This window comes from Flavobacterium sp. N502536 (assembly GCF_025947345.1).
GTDB lineage: Bacteria > Bacteroidota > Bacteroidia > Flavobacteriales > Flavobacteriaceae > Flavobacterium.
This window is the reverse complement of sequence record NZ_CP110011.1, coordinates 4,342,507-4,360,659: the sequence shown is the minus strand read 5'-3', so window position 1 is coordinate 4,360,659 and position 18,153 is coordinate 4,342,507. Positions and strand designations below refer to the sequence as shown.

Here is an 18,153-nt window from a genome sequence, read left to right as displayed (position 1 = left end):
AATTTTATGGAAATTGAAAAAACTATTGAAGAGAATGTACATCACTTTTTGTTCGACCTGAAAAAAGAAGGAGAAGGAGAAAAGGAGGCAGCTTTAATTATTCAGAAGTACATAAAAGAAGGCAGCATAAGCGAAGACGAAGAGAACACGCTTAAAATCCAGCTTTCCGATTCGTTAAAAATAATTGGCATCGGTATTCCTTTTTTACTGCTTCCGGGCGCTTCGATCTTATTACCAATACTGATAAAAGTGGCCGATAAATACCATATCGAACTGATGCCGTCAGCATTTGACAAAACTGACGGCCAGACCTAAACGGTTGCGGTTTACAGTTCCTTTATGCTTTCGTATATTTTAGGATTGTGTCTTTTAATTTTAATTTTCACATACTTTGATGCGGGCATATTGCTGTCTTTTACAACATTGTTCACCGAAACCAGTACGTTGGTTTCGGGAAAATAGGTAACAGTATTTTTCTCGGGTATCTGATACGAAACAATAACGAACAAAGGCGCAATTCGTTCGATACCATCATCATAATTAAATAAATCAACCTTGTCGCCCGCTTTTAATCCTGCTTTTTCAATGTCTTTTGGATTCATAAATACAACACGGCGTTCGTTTTTTATACCGCGATAGCGATCGTTAAGACCATAGATTGTGGTGTTAAACTGATCATGGGTTCGGGTTGTAGCCATCATGTACTCATCGGGAGCAAGGGCATTATCCGGTACCGTAGTTAAGGTAAAAGGAGCACGGTTCCCAAATTCTTTTGTGATAAATTGTCCGTCACGCGCTGCGTTCGGCAGGTAGAAACCTCCTTTGTGACGCGCTCTGACATTGTAATTTTCAAAACCCGGTATGCACTTTTCAATAGCATCTCTTACGGCATCATAGTTATCATGGTAGCCTTGCCAGTCAACAACCGATTTGCTTCCTAATGTTGCCATTGCCATTCTACAGACAATCTGTGTTTCATTAATTAAATTATCGGAGACAGGTTTTAGCATTCCTTTAGATGATTGTACCACGCCCATTGAATTCTCGGTAGTTACAATCTGTATTTCACCATTGACAATGTCCTTATCACTTCGCGACAATGTTGGCAGTATGAGCGCTTCCTGTCCGTGAATCAGGTGAGTTCGGTTTAACTTGGTAGATACGCAAACGGTTAAATTTAGTTTTCTTAAGGCACCGGCGGTATAAGTGGTATCAGGTGTTGCAGATAAAAAATTACCCCCCATACAAAACAGCAATTTCACTTTTTCTTCCTGCATAGCTTTAATGGCGCGAACAACATCATAGCCGTGTTTACGGGGAGGATTGAAGCCGAAATAGGCCTGTAACCGATCGAGTTGTTCGTCAGTCGGTTTTTCGTCAATCATCATCGTCCGGTTTCCCTGAACGTTGCTGTGACCACGTACCGGACAAACGCCCGCTCCGGGTTTACCGATGCTTCCTTTGAGCAGCAATATATTAAGAATTTCTCTGATCATCTCGACACCGTTAGGCTGTTGGGTAAGCCCCATTCCCCAGCAAACAATAATTCGCTTTTTGAAGGCTAAAATTTCCGCAGCTTCATACAACAGCTCCTTAGAAACACCGGATTGTAGGGCGAGTTCATCAAGGTTGTAAGCGTCAAATTGTTTTAAAAAAGCATCGTATCCTGTCGTTTTTTCTTTGATAAAATCATAATCAAAGACTTCTCCGGGGTTTTTCTTTTCAAATTCAATTAATATAATTTCGATCGCTTTAAGCAAAGCCATATCGCCATTTATTTTTACAGGCAAAAAAAGATCGGCCAGTTTAATACCGCTTCCAATAATTCCATTCACTTCCTGTGGATTGTGAAACCCCATTAAACCTGCTTCGGGTAAAGGGTTTATCGCAATGATCTTTGCTCCGTTTTTTTTACCTTTTGACAAAGCGCTCATCATTCGGGGCGCATTGGTTCCGGGATTCTGACCAATGATCACAATGACATCTGTATCATAAAAATCATCCAGCGTTACAGTGCCTTTCCCGATGCCAATGGTTGGCCGTAAAGCCGATCCCGATGTTTCATGACACATATTGGAGCAGTCAGGCATATTGTTTGTACCAAATTCTTTTGCAAAAAGCTGGTAGAGAAAGGACGCTTCATTGCTTGTTCTTCCCGAGGTATAAAAAGCAGCCTCATCGGGAGATTCCAATGCATTGAGATGATCGGCTATTTTTGTAAAGGCAGCGTCCCAACTGATAGGCTGGTAATGAGTAGCATTTTTGGGTAAATACATGGGGTCCGTCAGTCGGCCCATTTTGCCAATTTGATAATCGTCAAGTTTGGCAAGTTCGTAGACCGAATTTTCTTTAAAAAAGTCAGCTGTAACTTTTTTGGTTGTAGCTTCTTCCGCCAGTGCTTTAGCGCCGTTTTCACAATATTCACCCAGAGGAGATCGCTCGTCATCGGGATCGGGCCACGCACAGCTTGGACAGTCAAAACCACCAGCCTGATTCATCTTAAATAAAGCTTTTGTACCCCGAACAAGTGTTTTTTCTTCAATGAGATCGCTAAAAGCCGCTATGACTGCGGGTACGCCAGCGGCCCACTTTTCTACTTTTGTTAGCTTAAGATCTAAAAGACGATATGGATTTTCGGCGTTTGGTTCTTCTGTAACTTTACGGTCGGTGCTTTTTTTAGATTGATCTTCTTTCATAACTTTTGCATTTAAGTAGTATACTCGTAAAAAACCGGAATAATTATAATTTTATATCGTAGCGGTTCAAAATGTATTCTAATTTTTACTGGAGGTCGGAATGAATACCTGATCAGTAGAATGGTAGATATTGAATCTCTCTTTTTTAAGAAACCCCAGTAGGGTAATGTTAAATTCTACCGCCAATTCAACTGCCAGACTAGAGGGCGCGCCAATAGCCGCTACAATTGATATTCCAGCCATCGCTGCTTTCTGAATTAACTCAAAACTGATTCTGCCACTCAGAAGCAGGATATAGTTGTTTAAGGGCAATAGGTTTTCAGCCAGAGCCTTACCAATTAGCTTGTCTAAAGCATTGTGTCGTCCAACATCTTCCTGCAAAAGCACTAATTCTCCCTCAATAGTAAAAAGTCCCGCCGCATGAATACCTCCTGTAAGAGCAAAACTACTTTGGCCGGTTCTTAATTTGTCGGGTAATTGGTAAAGTACAGCTGTTGACAATTTTAGTTTAGAACTTGGGATAGCTTTAAAAGCGCTAACCGTTCTGATGGATTCAATGGCACTTTTCCCGCAAACCCCACAACTTGAAGTCGTATAAAAATTCCGATCTGTTTGTACCAAATGTGGAATAAAATTTTCGATAAGATCGACCTGGACTACATTCTTCTTTTGTGCTGCACAATTCGTTTCGATATGATACACTTTTTTGATGTTTTGATAAAAAGAAATAATGCCTTCGGTGAATAAGAAACCAACCGCAAGATCCAGATCATTCCCGGGTGTACGCATGGTCACTGAGATGTTTTTTTGTGTTCTTTCAGCCTCAGAACCATAACTGATCCTTATTTCGAGAGGCTCTTCGACAGAGACAATATCCGGGAAGGACGAACTTTCGATCCCGTCTACCTTTCTAATGAACACCTCTTTAATAGAAACTAATTCCGGATCCTTCATTTCCATATAAACGCATTAAAAGTTGACACGTAAATTTAATAAAAAAACAGATATAAAAAGTTCTGAGTTTAAGGATAACGACCTTGAAATGAGCAAATCGGCTGGTGTTTTGTGTTTACCAGGGCATTTCACCATCTTCATTGAAGAATTTTCCTGTTGCACCTTCCGAAGTAAGGGTTGCATATTTTACAATTGCTCTTGCTCCATGCTCGACGGGCCTTACACCCATGTAGTTATTAAACGCCGTTTTGGTAAAACCAGGGCAAACACAATTCACTTTAAAATTACTGTCTTTAAGTTCTTTGGCTAACATGACGGTGTAGGCATTTAAGGCCGACTTTGAAGCTCCGTAAGCCGAAGGATTATAGGCGTAAAATTCCCAGTCAGGGTCCTGATGTTTGGTAATCGAAGAAAGTTCGGTAGTTACATTTACAATTCTTGGTTCGTTTGATTTTTTCAGTAAATCAATAAATTCTTGTATCACCTGAATTGGAGCAAAGAAATTGGTTTCAAAAACGGTTTTTACTTGTTCTAACGGAACTGTAAGTGCCGGTTGTGGAAAGCCACCGCTAATGCCGGCATTGTTTATTAAAACATCTAATTGGGGTGTTTTGCTTTTTATGGCTTGCCGTGCCGCTTTGACAGACAAAATGTTGGTAACGTCTAATTCGACACAGTCTGCATTTGAAAAACCTAATGCTTTAAGTGTTGCAACTGCCTCAAGTCCTTTTGCTTTTTCCCGACTGCCGATGTAAACAAAATATCCGAGTGCTGCTAATTGTTTTGCGGTTTCAAAACCGATTCCTCTATTGGCTCCTGTTATAAGTGCTGACTTCATTTTTTAATAAATTAGTGAGCTGTAAAAGTAGACGGAGCAAATTGAAATGGGTTGGACAATTCGTTTTAACTGCCTGACAAATCCTGAATGTCAGTGATATAATTACTAATACTTTTTCCCGTGGTCTTTTTAAAAAGCCGTGAAAAATAGTCGGGGTCGTTAAAGCCCAGTTCGTACGCGATTTCTTTAGCAGAAGATTTGGAGTAGTGCAGTTTTCGCTGTGCTTCCAATATCAAACGATTGGTAATAAATTCTTTTGGTGAAACACCCGAAAACTCTTTCACAATGTTGTAAAGGTGGTTCGTCGTTACGGCCAGATGGTCTGCCATAGTATTTATGGGAAGTTGTTCGGTGAGATGGGTTTCAACGGCAATTTTAAAATCAATGTATTTTGAAAGCCGCGCTGGCATTGCGTTTTCTTTCACTACATTTTTAAAATAGGCAGTGTTAATTTCTGTCAGTATCGAATTAAGATGCGCCAGAATAATAGCTCCGTCTATTTCATTTCCCGCTGTATTTAGAATGCTGTTCAAAAGTTCAAAAAGCATTTTTACCCGTTGTTTTGAATCGTTATCAAAGGAAACGATTTGTGAGTTTAAGGGATTGAGTAAGAAAGAAAACTGCTGAGGAAGCAACGACAAACAGTTTTGATCAAAACTCATTTTGAAATATTTAAGACCATCCTTAACCTCTTTGGGTGCTGTATGGATTTGATTGGGCAGGATAAAAAATAATTGTCCGTTGGAAATGGTCAGATCTTTTAAATCAACTTTATGAGTAAGCGAACCGTTTTCAATAAACACAAAGAAAAAGTTGGCTTTACGGTGAGGACGGGTAAGCATTTTCATTACATCCTCAGGCAATTGATTATCGGAGTTCGTACTTACTCTAATGGCAATTTTGCTGTGTAATTTTATTTGCTGAATTAGTCCTTTGGTTTCCTGCATTTTGGGTCTCTATATTTAGGCTAGCGCTACAAATTTAAGAATTTTAAGGACTTAGCACTATGGTATAGAGTACCACAGCTGTCTCATGATTTTGTCAGAGCGATAGCAGACCAGTTTTAGGGGTATTTATTTCTGAATGTGATTTAAGAGTTTGGTAAACAGGTGTATATACTTGCTTGGGATTCTGTGTTAATTCCTAAATTAGCTTGATAAAGCTGTGATGCTAAATTTCTACGGAATAGCAATCCGTAAAGAGGCATACGCTTAGCTAGTTCGGACCCTGCATTATATCAATTAGGATACAAGTAAAAGAATAGGTTAACAGCTTAATGTCGAATAACAAACTCTAAATTCACATGACTCTATTTCGATTTTTTATAATAAACGCAAGCAATTTAATACGAGGTATTTACTTGTTCTCACCCGGTCTTATTTTTTTGATACTCTATTATTTTGTCATAGTTAAATTACCAATGGGACAAGATATGTTGATGCAGACTGTCGAATATTTGGGACCGTTTGTATTTACAAATTTGAGCGTAATTTTATGGATGTTATTGTCCTGGCTAAGTTCCAGACAAATTTCAAATTTGTTTATAACCATGTATGGTGCTGCGACACCTCGAATTTACAATCATTTTCCTCGTTTGTTAGGGTATAATGTAGCGGTCGGCTTGCAACTTGCGGCATTAAATCTGCCAGCTATTGATTTTGAGAATAAAACGATTTGGCTTTTTTGGGCACTGTTGTTATTTCATAATGCCTATTATTTTTTACTGAATAGAACTTTTAACTTAAAAACCAGACGACTCATTACGATCAGTATTGTTACAGGCATCAGCTATATTATACTTCTCATTTATTTATTCGCTTCCACAAGTTTTGAGAAACTATTTAAAATGGATGATCCTAAATTTCCACTCCATATCCGGTATTGGATGTTTCTTTCTATTTTTTACTTTTTGTTGCAAATTCTGTTTGTGTTTGTCGCTGTTCAAAAAAGAAAAACAACTGTTGGTGTTACGGTAAGCACGGGATGGAAAAGGATTTTTTACGGGGCATTATATTTGTCGTTTATATTGTATTTATTAATTCTTTTTTCACCAGATTTCGCCATCCGATATGGTTCCCTGGGCTGTCTACTATTGGCAATGGGATTATGGGTGGCTTTTGTCTGCAAGATCAAATCTTACGCTGTCAAGTATAATTTTCGGTTTACAATGTTAATTGTTTCGTGGGCGATATTACTAGGTTATTTTTACGATCCGTACGATGTAAATCTAGAGGAGACTAAAACTGAACATTTGTACGCCGATAGACTTGAAATTGATAAGTATCTCGACGCATGGATTCAGAATCCGATTCGTTCAAATGTCCTAAAAAAAGACTCTACATCTTATCCGATATATTTGGTTATCGCAGATGGAGGTGCTTCTAAGTCAGGTTATTGGGTAGCTTCTGTATTGTCAAAATTGGAGGCCGCTTATCCTGAAGATAAATTCTCAGATCATCTTCTCAGTTTAGCGGGGGCTTCCGGAGGTTCTGTCGGTAATCTCGCATTTTATACCACGCTGGTCGATCCGTCAATCACAATTAAAGATACCACAAAGGTGATAAGCGATTATCCTGCTGCTGGTTTTTTTGAAGCTGATTTTCTGACCTATCCTTTAGCCCGATTTTTAGGCCCGGATTTATTACGTCATCTAGTCCCTTATTTATTGCAGGACGACAGGGCAGAGGCATTGGCAACCGCAATGGAAAAGTCGGATTACAACTCTCAAATTGGACAGTATTTTAAAGGGACCCTGGACACTGTTTTTGATTATAGCGGACGTCTGCCTATTGTCTTTGTTAATACAACCAATATTGAAAGCGGTTCATCCGGTGTTATTAGTAATGTGAAAATTAACCCTCCTTTTACACACCGTCTGGATGTGCTTTCGCAGCTGGATGCAGATACCGATGGGGGATACAAAAATATAAAATTGAGTACCGCAGCCGTTCTCGGAGCTCGTTTTCCTTACCTGTCACCAGCAGGAGAAATAAACAATAAGTATTTTGTGGACGGCGGTTATTACGATAACAGTGGAGGCGGAATTACCTCAGAACTTCTACAGCGCATTGAGATCCGAATGGAAAGCGGCAATAAGGATGACATTTTTTATCAATTACGCAACAAACTAAAATTCAAAATAATATACATATCCAATGGCACAGTTAAAAAGGAGGAACCTAAAACATTACACCCATTAGTAAACGATCTCGCAGCTCCGCTTATAACCGTTTTGGGGACGTACGGCAATCAGACAGAATTGTCTAATAAAAAATTACAGGATTATATAGAGCGCAGTTCTTTTAGAATGAATCACGAGTCATTCCGTAAAGAGAATTTGCCAAAAGATAGTACTGACAATATAATTCCGTATCCAATGAACTGGGTCATTTCCGATTATAATATTAGAAGAATGAAAGAAAACCTAATACAAGTAGATCCTAAAGAGGTACTGGGCAGGAAGTAAATAAACTTTAATTTATCTTTTCGGACTAATAGTATCAAATACAAAAAAGCTCTCACTTCATAAGAAATGAGAGCTTTTGATTCTATTATGGTTTAAACAGCTAGTTTACAGTTACTATTGAGCATCCCAGGTGGCAGTAGGATAGTAGATAGAACTTGTTACCGGAGCTTTCCAGTATTCCTGACTGCCGCCACGGAAGGTGTGAAGACTTACGGCATTCACATTTCGTTTTGAATCGTTTGTCACCCAACGAATGGTTTGATTCAATAACTCCGTACCGTTTACATAGTATTTCACGTATCCGTTCGTATTGGACCCGGTATTTAACTTAACAGAAATCTGACAGTTGTAGGTAACGCCTTCCTGTATGAAGTATTTTTTCCCAAAATCATTTCCAAACTGTCCAGGCTGATCTTTGTAATATACATAAGGCTGAAGATAAGCACCGCTTCCTATAGCAGAATTTGATCCATTTGGACAATACCACATAAATCGGGCACTACCGCCATTACCATCCCATCCCGGGTCACCGCCGGTATTCTGGTCACCAATTAGAATCCCATAGCCGCATTTACCGCCTCTGCTCCAATAAAATCCGGAATTAAATCTCATCTGGAACCAAACCGTATAAACCCCTTCTGACCAAACGCCGTACGAGGTACACAATCCACCCGGACAGGATAAGGTGTTGGTTTGTAATGTGATCGTTCTGGCACCGGCACTACCTGCTAATGCCGCAGCAGCTGAAAGGGCCTCTTTTTTGGTGTTTTCTTGTATCTCATTGTTGACGATTTGTGACTCGTCTTTGGTAACGCTTTGCGGGGCATTGACCTCTTGTTCCTTTTCGCAGGAATTAAACACCACTACTGTAATAAATAACAAACTTGCTAATTTTAAGATTTTTTTCATTTTTAAAACTTTAAGGTTAATAAATAATTAATGGTTAGTAAAGCATAGATTGTAATTACATCATTGACCTTGAAAAAAAGTATCAAAATCAGTATCAGGTAATTGACACTGTAAAGTTGATTAATAACAATTTGTAAGAGGATTAAAAAAGTACGATTTTAGGTACGCAATAATCCCGTTTAGTTATTTTTCTTGTTATTTTTTGGCTTTTAAAAGGAGTAGTAGTGAAAAGACGCAGGATAAAATACCCTACAAGATCATAAAGCCTTTCATTTTGAATGGCTTATTCTATCAGTTTGATAAGGATTTATAAATGATATAAAAGCTTAACCTTTGCATTTGTTTGTTATTCAATCGGTTATGGTTTTTCGAGTTGTTTTGGCATATCGTTTGTCTTTATGGGTGAAAATCAACTCAAAAGTTTTTGTAAAAATCAATAGTACAGGATTGATTTTGATCATTATTAAACTTTTCATGACAGTTGTATCAACATTCATATACCCCAAACAGTATCAAACAAAAAAAATATGAGAGCAAATAAAACAAGAGATAGGGAGATTGCGAAACTATACGCATCAAATAAATCCATGCAGAGCAAAGACAGAATCATCAACCTAATAGTTTTTGCTTTAGTTTTATTCCTTACTGTTTTTCTAATTTCTCAATTGATGTAGAAAGTATTTAATTTAAGATCATAAAAGCCTTTCATCTCAATAAAAACTTTAATAAGCTGTTAAGATTTTTTTTAAAAACCACATTAGATATCATAAGTCCCATCCTATACCTAAACAATTATGAAAATTATAAATCCTATTATAGATCCCAGAATAAATCTAACTAAGAATTTTTTCTCCTCTTCTGATTCATCCCGTAACAAGGCAACATCTTCAGCTGTTAAAGACACGGAAGAAGCGGTTGATTTTATTATTGAAAAAGCCAGATGCAGTCATACCTATTGGATCAAAGAAATCTGTGAAGCCACATTGTTAGCTGCAAAAGCTCGTGGAATTGGTATTTCAGAATGTGCTCCAGAGTTGTTGGAAGCGAAAATGAAAAAAGGAGATGCTGTCATAGCATTTACATCAGACGGAAGATGGGCAGGTTTTTCTTTTATCAATTCTTGGGAGAACGAAAGTTATGTTTCTAATTCAGGACTAGTTGTAGCATCTGAATTTAGACATACTGAACTTGCGAAAAAGATAAAAATGAAAATTTTTGAACTGAGCCGCGAGAAGTACCCGAATGCACGTATCTTCAGTTTAACGTCAGATCTTGCCGTAATAAAAATGTACCATGAACTCGGTTTTAAACAACTGACCTTCTCAGAGCTGCCCTCAGATGAATTGTTTTGGAAGAGCTGTAAATCATGTGTAAACTGCCCTGTAGTAACGAATAAGGAAAGAAAAACCTGCTTGTGTACCGCGATGCTTTATGAGCCAAAACATCATTTGGCAGTTGTTGACCAGAATACAAAAAATGCTGTAGTGCAGGATAAGGCTTTGTTAGAAGAATTACGTCTAATTAAAATCAGGTCATTAAATTTTCTTTCCATTAAGATCTAAAATTTAAAGGCAAATCAAAAATGTAAAAGACTTAATATCTGGTGTTTACAACTGCTTATTTTGTGTCATACTAATAGTGTTGCCCATATACGAAGTAGGCAGCTGTCATTTACAATTTAATACTTAAGTTTGTAACATGAGTAAGACGATTAAGATTATATCCTCGGAGGAATTCCCAAGACAATTTATGTCGGATGCTTCTTTAGATTTTGATTTTTTAAAAACTCCATTGCAGATTTATGACCTGAATGCCACAACGGAGTACATTCAAATTCCGACTCCGCTTTTCCGACCTGATTACAATTTTATGGTTCATGTTACCAATGGTAATGCCATACAACAGGTCGATAATGAGACAATAGCACTAACAAAAGATGATATTTTATTTGTAAAACAAGGGCACATTACAGCAATGAAAGAAATTGATTCGGAGATAACCGGTCATTTTATTTTATTTGAAGAAAGCGTTCTGAATCACATTCTGTCTAAACAGGAATTGATACAAATTTTTGCCACAAACTCAGTTGTTAAACTGCCAAAAGAAACGAGTGTATGGCTTAATTCCTTGTTTTGCTTGTTAGGACAAGAATTTCGCGACGAAAATTCCAATATCGAAATTTGTTATTCGCTTATGCAGGCTGCCTTTCAAAAAATCATTTCTTCCAATAGAGAGCTGAATAAAGCGGTACATCGTGGTAATGAGATCACTTTTTCTTTCAAAGAACTGGTGTACAAATACCACAGTCAGGACAAATCCGTCTCCTTTTATGCCGATAAGTTAAAAATTTCTGTAAACTATCTCAACAGATGCATTAAGCAAACCACCGGAATTGCCCCAAAAGAATGGATCAACAATGTCAGTATCCTGCAAAGTCAGATTCTTTTGCAAGATTTGACTAAAGATATTTCAGAAATCGCTTTTGAATTGAATTACGAAGATCCGTCTTACTTTGGACGTCTTTTCAAAAAAATAACCGGTACAACCCCTTCTCAGTACCGAAACTCATTGATGCACGATTTGTCCGAGTAACGGCAAACTAAATCCTAACAACAATTATTGTTTTAAACACACCTTTGTCCCAAGAAAATCTTAGGGGCTAATAGGGCTCATGTGTTTAAATTTAATAAGTGTTATTTTGAAAAAAGTACTGTCATTAGTTTTATTAACCTTATTTATTTGTCTTCCAAATAAATTTTATGCTCAATTAATCACAGATGGCGCAGGGGTTAGCGTCACTGTAAACGGAAAAAGTAGCTTCGGGAATTTATCAGCTGTAGATCCTTATTACGGAAATAAATTCAGATACAATACGTATGATTTTTGGCTGCCAATACCTTCTTTTAAAATTGGAAAAACACGCATTCTTGGCATCGTTAACTATCGTGTTTTAGATTTTACATTCGATAAGGACTTCAAGGATAGTCCGAATACTATCTCAAAAATACAAGAAATCAAACCTACCGTTGTAGTGCGACATCCTTTTGGAAAAAGATGGGCTGCTTTTGGAGTTTTAATTCCTACTATGGCTTCCGATTTTAAGGATTCGTTTTCAATCAATGATATGGTTTTGGATGGGATTTTTGGGGTTTCAAGAAAGTTTGGAGAAAAATCGAATCTTGAAATTGGTATAGGACCCCATATTATGTATGCTTTTGATAAATTCCTGATAACACCTGCCATATCTGTTGATTACAAGAGTAATGATGGTAAATGGTTTGCTCAGTTGTACTGGCCAAGGGTAAATGTGTTTAGGAATCTGGGTAATTCTACACAAGTTGGTGTGGCGGGATCTATAGATTGGACGCTTCACAATTTACAAAACTATAAGAATAATGAAGGCCAGGAGATTGACTATGCTCAGTTCTCGGCTGTTCATGGCGGTTTGCAGATTAATCAGCGGCTTTTTGATGGTTTTTGGCTTCAGCTGCAAGGAGGTGTGGGATTTGCCAATAAATACACCTTATACGATTCAAATAACAACAGTATTACCGACTATAAGACAAAAGAAATTCCATATGCGAAAATGATGCTGACCTATCGTTTTGGAAATTAAGAACACAAATCAAACAAATTTAATCACAATAATTTAAAAGAAGAAAATGAAAAAAACAATGCTGAGTATACTGGTATTAGGAGCCTCGTATTTGACTAATGCGCAACAGGTAAAAATGAATGTTGATGTCACCAATATCCAAAAAGGAAAGGGCACAGTTGTACTGAATGTTTACGATAAAAAACAAAATTTCCTTAAAACGGCCTGCTTTACAAAAGTTCAGAAAGCCAATCAGGAAACGATGAAATTTCAAGTTGAATTGCCAAGAGGGACTTACGCCATTACCGTTTTTCAGGATTTGGATAGTAATGGAAAATTAAACAGCAATTGGTTCGGAATGCCAAAAGAACCGGTAGGAAACAGCACTAATTTTAAACCGGACGGCGGAGCACCAACATTCAATGATTGTTCTATTTATGTTTTAAAAAATGACTCTGCGATAGCTATTGAGCTTTATTAGGAGTTTTAGTCTCAGTCTCAGTTTGCAGTGGCAGTATTCAGTGTTTGTAACAGGTAGGTAACGGGTTGGAAACTGCGACTGCGACTGAATACTATTACAAGGATAGAATGTTAAAAAAAGAACCAAATTATAATAGTAAAATATGGAGGAGATCATTTCAAAGAACAGAGTTATTGCAGAAATAAAAGGCGCGTGCAAGGAGTATCAAACCGGTGACACCTTGATTACGGCCTTGAAACCAACAAATGTTCAATTTAAAACAGGAGAACTAACCTTAATCATTGGTCCTTCGGGTTCGGGGAAAACGACATTGTTGTCATTATTAGGCTGTGTTATTTATCCAACAAGGGGAGATGTTTTTATAGAGGGGCAACAGGTAAATATGCTTTCAGCGAAACAATTATCGACTTTGAGATTGAATAAAATTGGATTCGTTTTTCAAAGTTTCAATCTTTTGGCACCACTCAGTTCCTTAGAAAATGTAATGGTTCCGTTGCAACTTATGAATTATAGCGATGCTGAAGCAAAGAAAAAAGCCGAAAAAGCGCTGGAATTAGTAGGCATGCAGGAAAGAATGAAAAACTTGCCAAAAATGCTAAGTGGAGGCCAGCAGCAAAGAGTTTCTATTGCACGGGCGTTGGTCACTAATCCGCCAATTGTGCTTTGTGACGAACCAACGGCTGCCTTGGATGTCAAAAGTGTTGGTGTCGTTATGGGTGAATTAAAAGCACTTGCTAAAAACGGCAAAAGTGTAATTGTAGTTACACACGATATGCGACTCAAAGCATTTGCCGATCGAATTATTTATGTAGATAACGGAATCGCAACCGAGAACCAAATGGAAACCGTATAAAAAATCATTAATCAAATTATACAGAATGAAATATATCTTAATTTTTCTAATAGCCTTTTTTCTTAGCTGTTGCAGCAAGAAAGAAGCCAATAAATCAGAGCAGGTAGCTGTCCATAAAGAAGTTGCTTCAGCAGAAATTGTAGGACTCGGACGGATAGAGCCTAATGAAAAACTATCCGCATTAGCAACAGAAGTAGGGGGCATTGTGGTAGGTATTCATAAAAAAGAAAACGACCTAATTACCAAAGGGGACTTAATTATTGAATTGGATCACGCCGTTCAGGACGCCAAGAAAGCTCAAATCAAAAGTAGAATTGAAACGCAAAAAATAGAAATTAAAGTAACTCAGTTAAACTTAAAAGAGCAGGAAATAAATCTGTTAAACAAACAAACGGAACTGCAACGCTTGAAAAACTTGCATAAAAATGGTGCAGAAACCAGACAGAATGTTGATAATCTGGAAACAGAAACAAAGATTTCTCTGACCAATGTAGCGCAATTACAAAACAAGGTGCTGATGGCAAGCTCCCGACTTCAGGAAATGCAACAAGAATTGGAAGTTTCCAATAGAGAATTACAGCAATATGCAGTAAAAGCACTGGGTGATGGACAAATTATGACTATGAATGCTACAAAAGGCGCGGCATTGTCACCCAATCAGGCCTTTGCAGATTTTATTCCAAAAAGTAAATTAGTGGCTACTTGTGAAATTGATGAGTTGTTTGCAGCTCAAATTAAAGAAGGACAAAAAGCCATTATCCGTCAAATAGGTTCCAATAAAACGATCGGAACGGGAACTGTCATTTTTGCTTCATCGGCGCTCAAACGCAAGTCACTTTTTTCTGAAAAAGCAGGTGATCAGGAAGACAGAAGAGTTCGGGAAATAAAAATACTTCTGGCAAACCAAACCAAGTATCTGATTAATTCCCGAATTGAATGTGTAGTTCAAACCTCCCTATGAAACCGATGATAAAAACAGCCTGGAAGTTTATTCGTTTTGATAAAACTAAAAGCATAGGAGTAGTGGTGGGCATAGTGATAAGCACTTTCCTTATAGGTCAGCAAATAGGAACATTCAATTTTTTGACAGGATTAATGAGTGTTTTGGTAAAAAATACAACAACAGACATTTGGGTTGTTGATGACAAAACGACTGATGCCAATCAGCTTAGTTTGATTGACACGAGAAAAGAAAAGGAAATCAAGAGTCTGACAGGGGTTAAAGAAGCATTTCCGATCATTGTAACCAGTGGAAAAGCAAAATTTCCTAACGGTACCAGCGCTATTGTAAACATTATTGGAAGCGAATACCCCCATTTTAAAGTAGGTCCGGATAGTACTAAGATCATACAAGGGGAACTTCCGGATCTGCTGCAGGAAGCAGGTGTATCTGCCGATTATTTTGACCGCGGCAATTTTGGAGGCTCGTCGGATGTTGGAACCTTTTTTGAGATTAATGGAAAAAGAGCCGTCATTACGCTGCAAACGAAAGGAATAAGAGGCTGGGGCGGTTATTTAATGTATACTACAGCAGACAGGGCAAGGTTTTATGGTAATATACCCTCGACCAATATAAGTGCCTTGATGGTAAATGTAAAAGATGGGGAAGATGTAGATGGTGTCGTCGATCAGATCAATAATTCTATTTACGGAGTCAGAGCCTGGCGTACGTCATCTTTAAGTACATCAACGGTAAAGAGTGTTTTGGCTTCGACGGGTTTAGGTGCCAGCACAGGATCTTTAGTAGGCTTTGCAATTATCGCGGGTTTCTTTATTATTGGCCTTACCATGTATTCGTCGGCACTTGACAGGATCAAGGATTACGGAACTTTAAAAGCAATCGGAGCAACCGATTCCTACATTCGGAATTTGATACTTACCCAGGCTACTTTATTTGCTATTGTTGGATTTATGGTAGCGCTCGTTTTCTTAATGGGGTTTAAAAATGGAATGTATCAAACAGGAATACTGATCGATTTTAGTCCAATTATACTCTTCTCAATTCTAACCATCACCTTTTCTATTTCGCTTTTTGGAGCTGTGTTTGCCATTAGAAGAATAAAAAATGTAGAACCTGCTTCCGTATTCAGAGGCTAAAAATCGTTATAATGAAAAATAATTTAATGAATATCCGTTTTATCGGGTGTCTTATGCTGTTATGCCTTTGTAAAATGAATGCACAAAGCACGGTATGGACCTTAAATAAAGCAATTGAAGAAGCGCAAAAAAATAGAAAATTACTGGCTTCTTTGGAAACCGCATCTAAGATCAGCAGCTTAAAAACAAAAGAATTAAATGCAAAATATTTACCCAAAGTTTCTTTGAACTACAATTATCAATACAATCCCATTATTGCTACAAGTGTATTACCTGCGAGTGCATTTAATTCGGGAACCTATTCAGACGGAATGATACCGGTAAAACTAGGAGCCAATTATACCCAAAATGCCGGTGTTTTACTGCAACAGCCTTTGTTGGATATTTCGATTTCAAAGTTAATTACGGAGTCCAGGTTACAGGAAAAATTGGCAAGCTTAAATGAAAAAGAGGCCAGAATAGAGCTTACGTACGAAGTTTCAAAGGCCTATTTTAATACATTGGTAGCGCAACAGCAAGTGAAAGAAGCTATTGGTGATACTACCCGCACAGCTTTAAGTTGGAGTACCATAAATCAAAAATACAGTAACAACAGGGCTTTAAAAGTTGCTGTAAACGATGCCAAAGTAACGCACAATAACGCAATCCAAAAATATCATAATGCTGTAAATAACGTTTTGGTTTTAAAGCAATACCTTGTGTATGTTACCGGAAATGAATCTTCACTTGCTGCTTCAATCGTATTGGAAAAGTATACTATGGATGGAAATATTACTGATCTCGATGAAAATTTAATCTATGCATTACCTCAAATCCAAATTTTGAAGACACAGAATGAAGTGTTAGAAAATAAAAAGAAACAGCAAAGAGCCAAACACAGTCCGACGATTAATCTCAACGGTTATTTAGGAGCAGATCAGTTTACAGCCAGTATGAATCCCTTTCAGCAAGACAGTTGGTATGGCAATAGTTATATTGGAGTCTCCTTAAAATTGCCCCTTCTTTTTGGTGAAAACACAGCAAAGAGAATAAATCAGTTAAAACTGGAGCAGGAGCAAAATAATAACCAAATCGAAGAGGATCTTCATAAAATCAAATACAATGCGTTGAATGCGACTGTTGTTTATCACAATGTCTTGCAACAGCTAAAAACGGTGCATGAAAATACCAGACTCACTCAGGAGATTGTAGCGGTTTATCAGGAACGCTATAAGTTTGACCAGGTATCGTTTAATGAACTAAATGATAAAGAGATTCAATTGCAAAATTTAGAATTAGTCGCTAATAAACTTCAGCAGGAATTGATCGTGTCATGGCTGGATTGGAAGAAAGCCGCGGGAAAATTAGTTGTACAATAGTGAAGCGTCTTTAGCATAAGTGTGACGACTATTGCATAATTTTGTAACGCATAAAGTAATTAGCTACTTATTATTACACCATGAACAATACATTTTCCGACAGCAGCCAAATTGGAACGGTCGCTACTTTCTCTGAGCTTATACATACCGATTTCGAAGGAGAAAAGAATGCGCTATGCTGGTACAGAAACTTGGATGGCGATTTTAAGGAGATTGTAGCTCAGTTGTCTTTGGAAGAGAATATAACCGAAGTGCATAAGGAAGATCTATTGGCGCTTCAACTCTCAGAAAAGGGGAATATAGCCAGGGAAATAATCCTAAAAGATTTACAATTATTAACTGATTTTGGAGCTTCTCCGGCTCTTAATTTACTAAAGTGTTACGAACGCGATGATGAGTTTGATTTCATATCGACGGATGTATATTCGTTTCATGTAGATCGTTCGCCCATAGCAACGGATACTTTTTTATGCACCTATCACGGAGCGGCAAGTGATATTATTCCGAATACACAGGCAGAACAAAAAATTCTGATTCCGGAAATCCGATCAAAGTTAAAAGAGCTGTATGACGGACCAGAAGAAGAATTCGAAAACTTCCTGAAGGAGAATTATTTTGATTTGCATTATCAGCTACATCCGGATGCAGAACCTGTTAATCTAGGGTTAGGACATCTTTGGCGATTGGCTGTAGACCATCCCAAACAACGAGTGCTGCCGTGCATTCATAGAGCACCAGTAGAAAACGAGGGAGAATATCGGTTGTTGCTGATTTGTTAACGGAAATGGAAACTGACCCCCTAATTGAAGTTTTAGTGCGGTGCATGCTTTGTGCAATTCCTTTTTTAACTTATATTCGCTGTTCATACATTTGTGAGTACATCTAACTTATTTAAAAATCTAATTT

At 37.7% G+C, this 18,153-nt stretch carries 17 protein-coding genes; 11 read left to right on the top strand and 6 right to left on the bottom strand.

The annotated features are described in order from the left end of the window. The first annotated feature begins 6 nt into the window (after positions 1-6). Positions 7-315, top strand: coding sequence for a hypothetical protein (locus OLM61_RS18445; protein WP_264524062.1), 309 nt, complete (start codon positions 7-9; stop codon positions 313-315). A gap of 11 nt (positions 316-326) precedes the next feature. Here the strand turns inward: OLM61_RS18445 and OLM61_RS18440 are convergent, their stop codons facing one another. From OLM61_RS18440 to OLM61_RS18425, 4 genes are all read right to left on the bottom strand, one after another. Continuing rightward, positions 327-2,696, bottom strand: coding sequence for an FdhF/YdeP family oxidoreductase (locus OLM61_RS18440; protein WP_264524061.1), 2,370 nt, complete (start codon positions 2,694-2,696; stop codon positions 327-329). Positions 2,697-2,774: 78 nt separating this feature from the next. Further along, the gene (gene fdhD / locus OLM61_RS18435) at positions 2,775-3,656 is read right to left on the bottom strand and encodes a formate dehydrogenase accessory sulfurtransferase FdhD (RefSeq protein WP_264524060.1); all 882 of its coding nucleotides are present in this window, start codon (positions 3,654-3,656) and stop codon (positions 2,775-2,777) included. A gap of 109 nt (positions 3,657-3,765) precedes the next feature. Continuing rightward, a complete protein-coding gene (locus OLM61_RS18430) occupies positions 3,766-4,488 on the bottom strand; it encodes an SDR family oxidoreductase (RefSeq protein WP_264524059.1) in 723 nt (240 codons plus the stop codon). Between the two features lie 65 nt (positions 4,489-4,553). Next, complete coding sequence (locus tag OLM61_RS18425) at positions 4,554-5,435, bottom strand: AraC family transcriptional regulator (protein ID WP_264524058.1); 882 nt, start codon at positions 5,433-5,435, stop codon at positions 4,554-4,556. Between the two features lie 473 nt (positions 5,436-5,908). Between OLM61_RS18425 and OLM61_RS18420 the strand changes: the two genes are divergently transcribed. Continuing rightward, positions 5,909-7,954 carry a patatin-like phospholipase family protein gene (locus OLM61_RS18420; protein WP_264524057.1) on the top strand — a complete coding sequence of 682 codons (2,046 nt, stop codon included), beginning with the start codon at positions 5,909-5,911 and terminating at the stop codon, positions 7,952-7,954. Between the two features lie 114 nt (positions 7,955-8,068). Here the strand turns inward: OLM61_RS18420 and OLM61_RS18415 are convergent, their stop codons facing one another. Then, positions 8,069-8,863: a polysaccharide lyase gene (locus tag OLM61_RS18415; protein ID WP_264524056.1), complete on the bottom strand. Its 795-nt coding sequence runs from the start codon at positions 8,861-8,863 to the stop codon at positions 8,069-8,071. Between the two features lie 350 nt (positions 8,864-9,213). Continuing rightward, positions 9,214-9,339 (bottom strand): hypothetical protein, encoded by a 126-nt coding sequence (locus OLM61_RS18410; RefSeq protein WP_264524055.1) that lies wholly within the window; start codon positions 9,337-9,339, stop codon positions 9,214-9,216. A 318-nt stretch (positions 9,340-9,657) separates the two neighbouring features. Here OLM61_RS18410 and OLM61_RS18405 point away from each other — a divergent pair, with 318 nt between their 5' ends. From OLM61_RS18405 to OLM61_RS18365, 9 genes are all read left to right on the top strand, one after another. Continuing rightward, a complete protein-coding gene (locus OLM61_RS18405; RefSeq protein WP_264524054.1) occupies positions 9,658-10,425 on the top strand; it encodes a GNAT family N-acetyltransferase in 768 nt (255 codons plus the stop codon). A gap of 136 nt (positions 10,426-10,561) precedes the next feature. Beyond that, complete coding sequence (locus OLM61_RS18400; protein WP_264524053.1) at positions 10,562-11,455, top strand: helix-turn-helix domain-containing protein; 894 nt, start codon at positions 10,562-10,564, stop codon at positions 11,453-11,455. Between the two features lie 106 nt (positions 11,456-11,561). After that, positions 11,562-12,479 carry a DUF6268 family outer membrane beta-barrel protein gene (locus tag OLM61_RS18395; protein WP_264524052.1) on the top strand — a complete coding sequence of 306 codons (918 nt, stop codon included), beginning with the start codon at positions 11,562-11,564 and terminating at the stop codon, positions 12,477-12,479. A 46-nt stretch (positions 12,480-12,525) separates the two neighbouring features. After that, positions 12,526-12,939, top strand: coding sequence for a DUF2141 domain-containing protein (locus tag OLM61_RS18390; RefSeq protein ID WP_264524051.1), 414 nt, complete (start codon positions 12,526-12,528; stop codon positions 12,937-12,939). A gap of 142 nt (positions 12,940-13,081) precedes the next feature. After that, positions 13,082-13,792, top strand: a complete 711-nt coding sequence (locus OLM61_RS18385; protein WP_264524050.1) for an ABC transporter ATP-binding protein — start codon at positions 13,082-13,084, stop codon at positions 13,790-13,792. A 25-nt stretch (positions 13,793-13,817) separates the two neighbouring features. Continuing rightward, a complete protein-coding gene (locus tag OLM61_RS18380) occupies positions 13,818-14,753 on the top strand; it encodes an HlyD family secretion protein (RefSeq protein ID WP_264524049.1) in 936 nt (311 codons plus the stop codon). Further along, positions 14,750-15,889, top strand: a complete 1,140-nt coding sequence (locus OLM61_RS18375; protein WP_264524048.1) for an ABC transporter permease — start codon at positions 14,750-14,752, stop codon at positions 15,887-15,889. The genes OLM61_RS18380 and OLM61_RS18375 overlap by 4 nt, the downstream gene beginning before the upstream one ends. Positions 15,890-15,900: 11 nt before the next feature. Next, positions 15,901-17,247 (top strand): TolC family protein, encoded by a 1,347-nt coding sequence (locus tag OLM61_RS18370; RefSeq protein WP_264524047.1) that lies wholly within the window; start codon positions 15,901-15,903, stop codon positions 17,245-17,247. 80 nt (positions 17,248-17,327) lie between these two features. After that, positions 17,328-18,026: a DUF1826 domain-containing protein gene (locus OLM61_RS18365; protein ID WP_264524046.1), complete on the top strand. Its 699-nt coding sequence runs from the start codon at positions 17,328-17,330 to the stop codon at positions 18,024-18,026. The last annotated feature ends 127 nt before the right edge of the window (positions 18,027-18,153 follow it).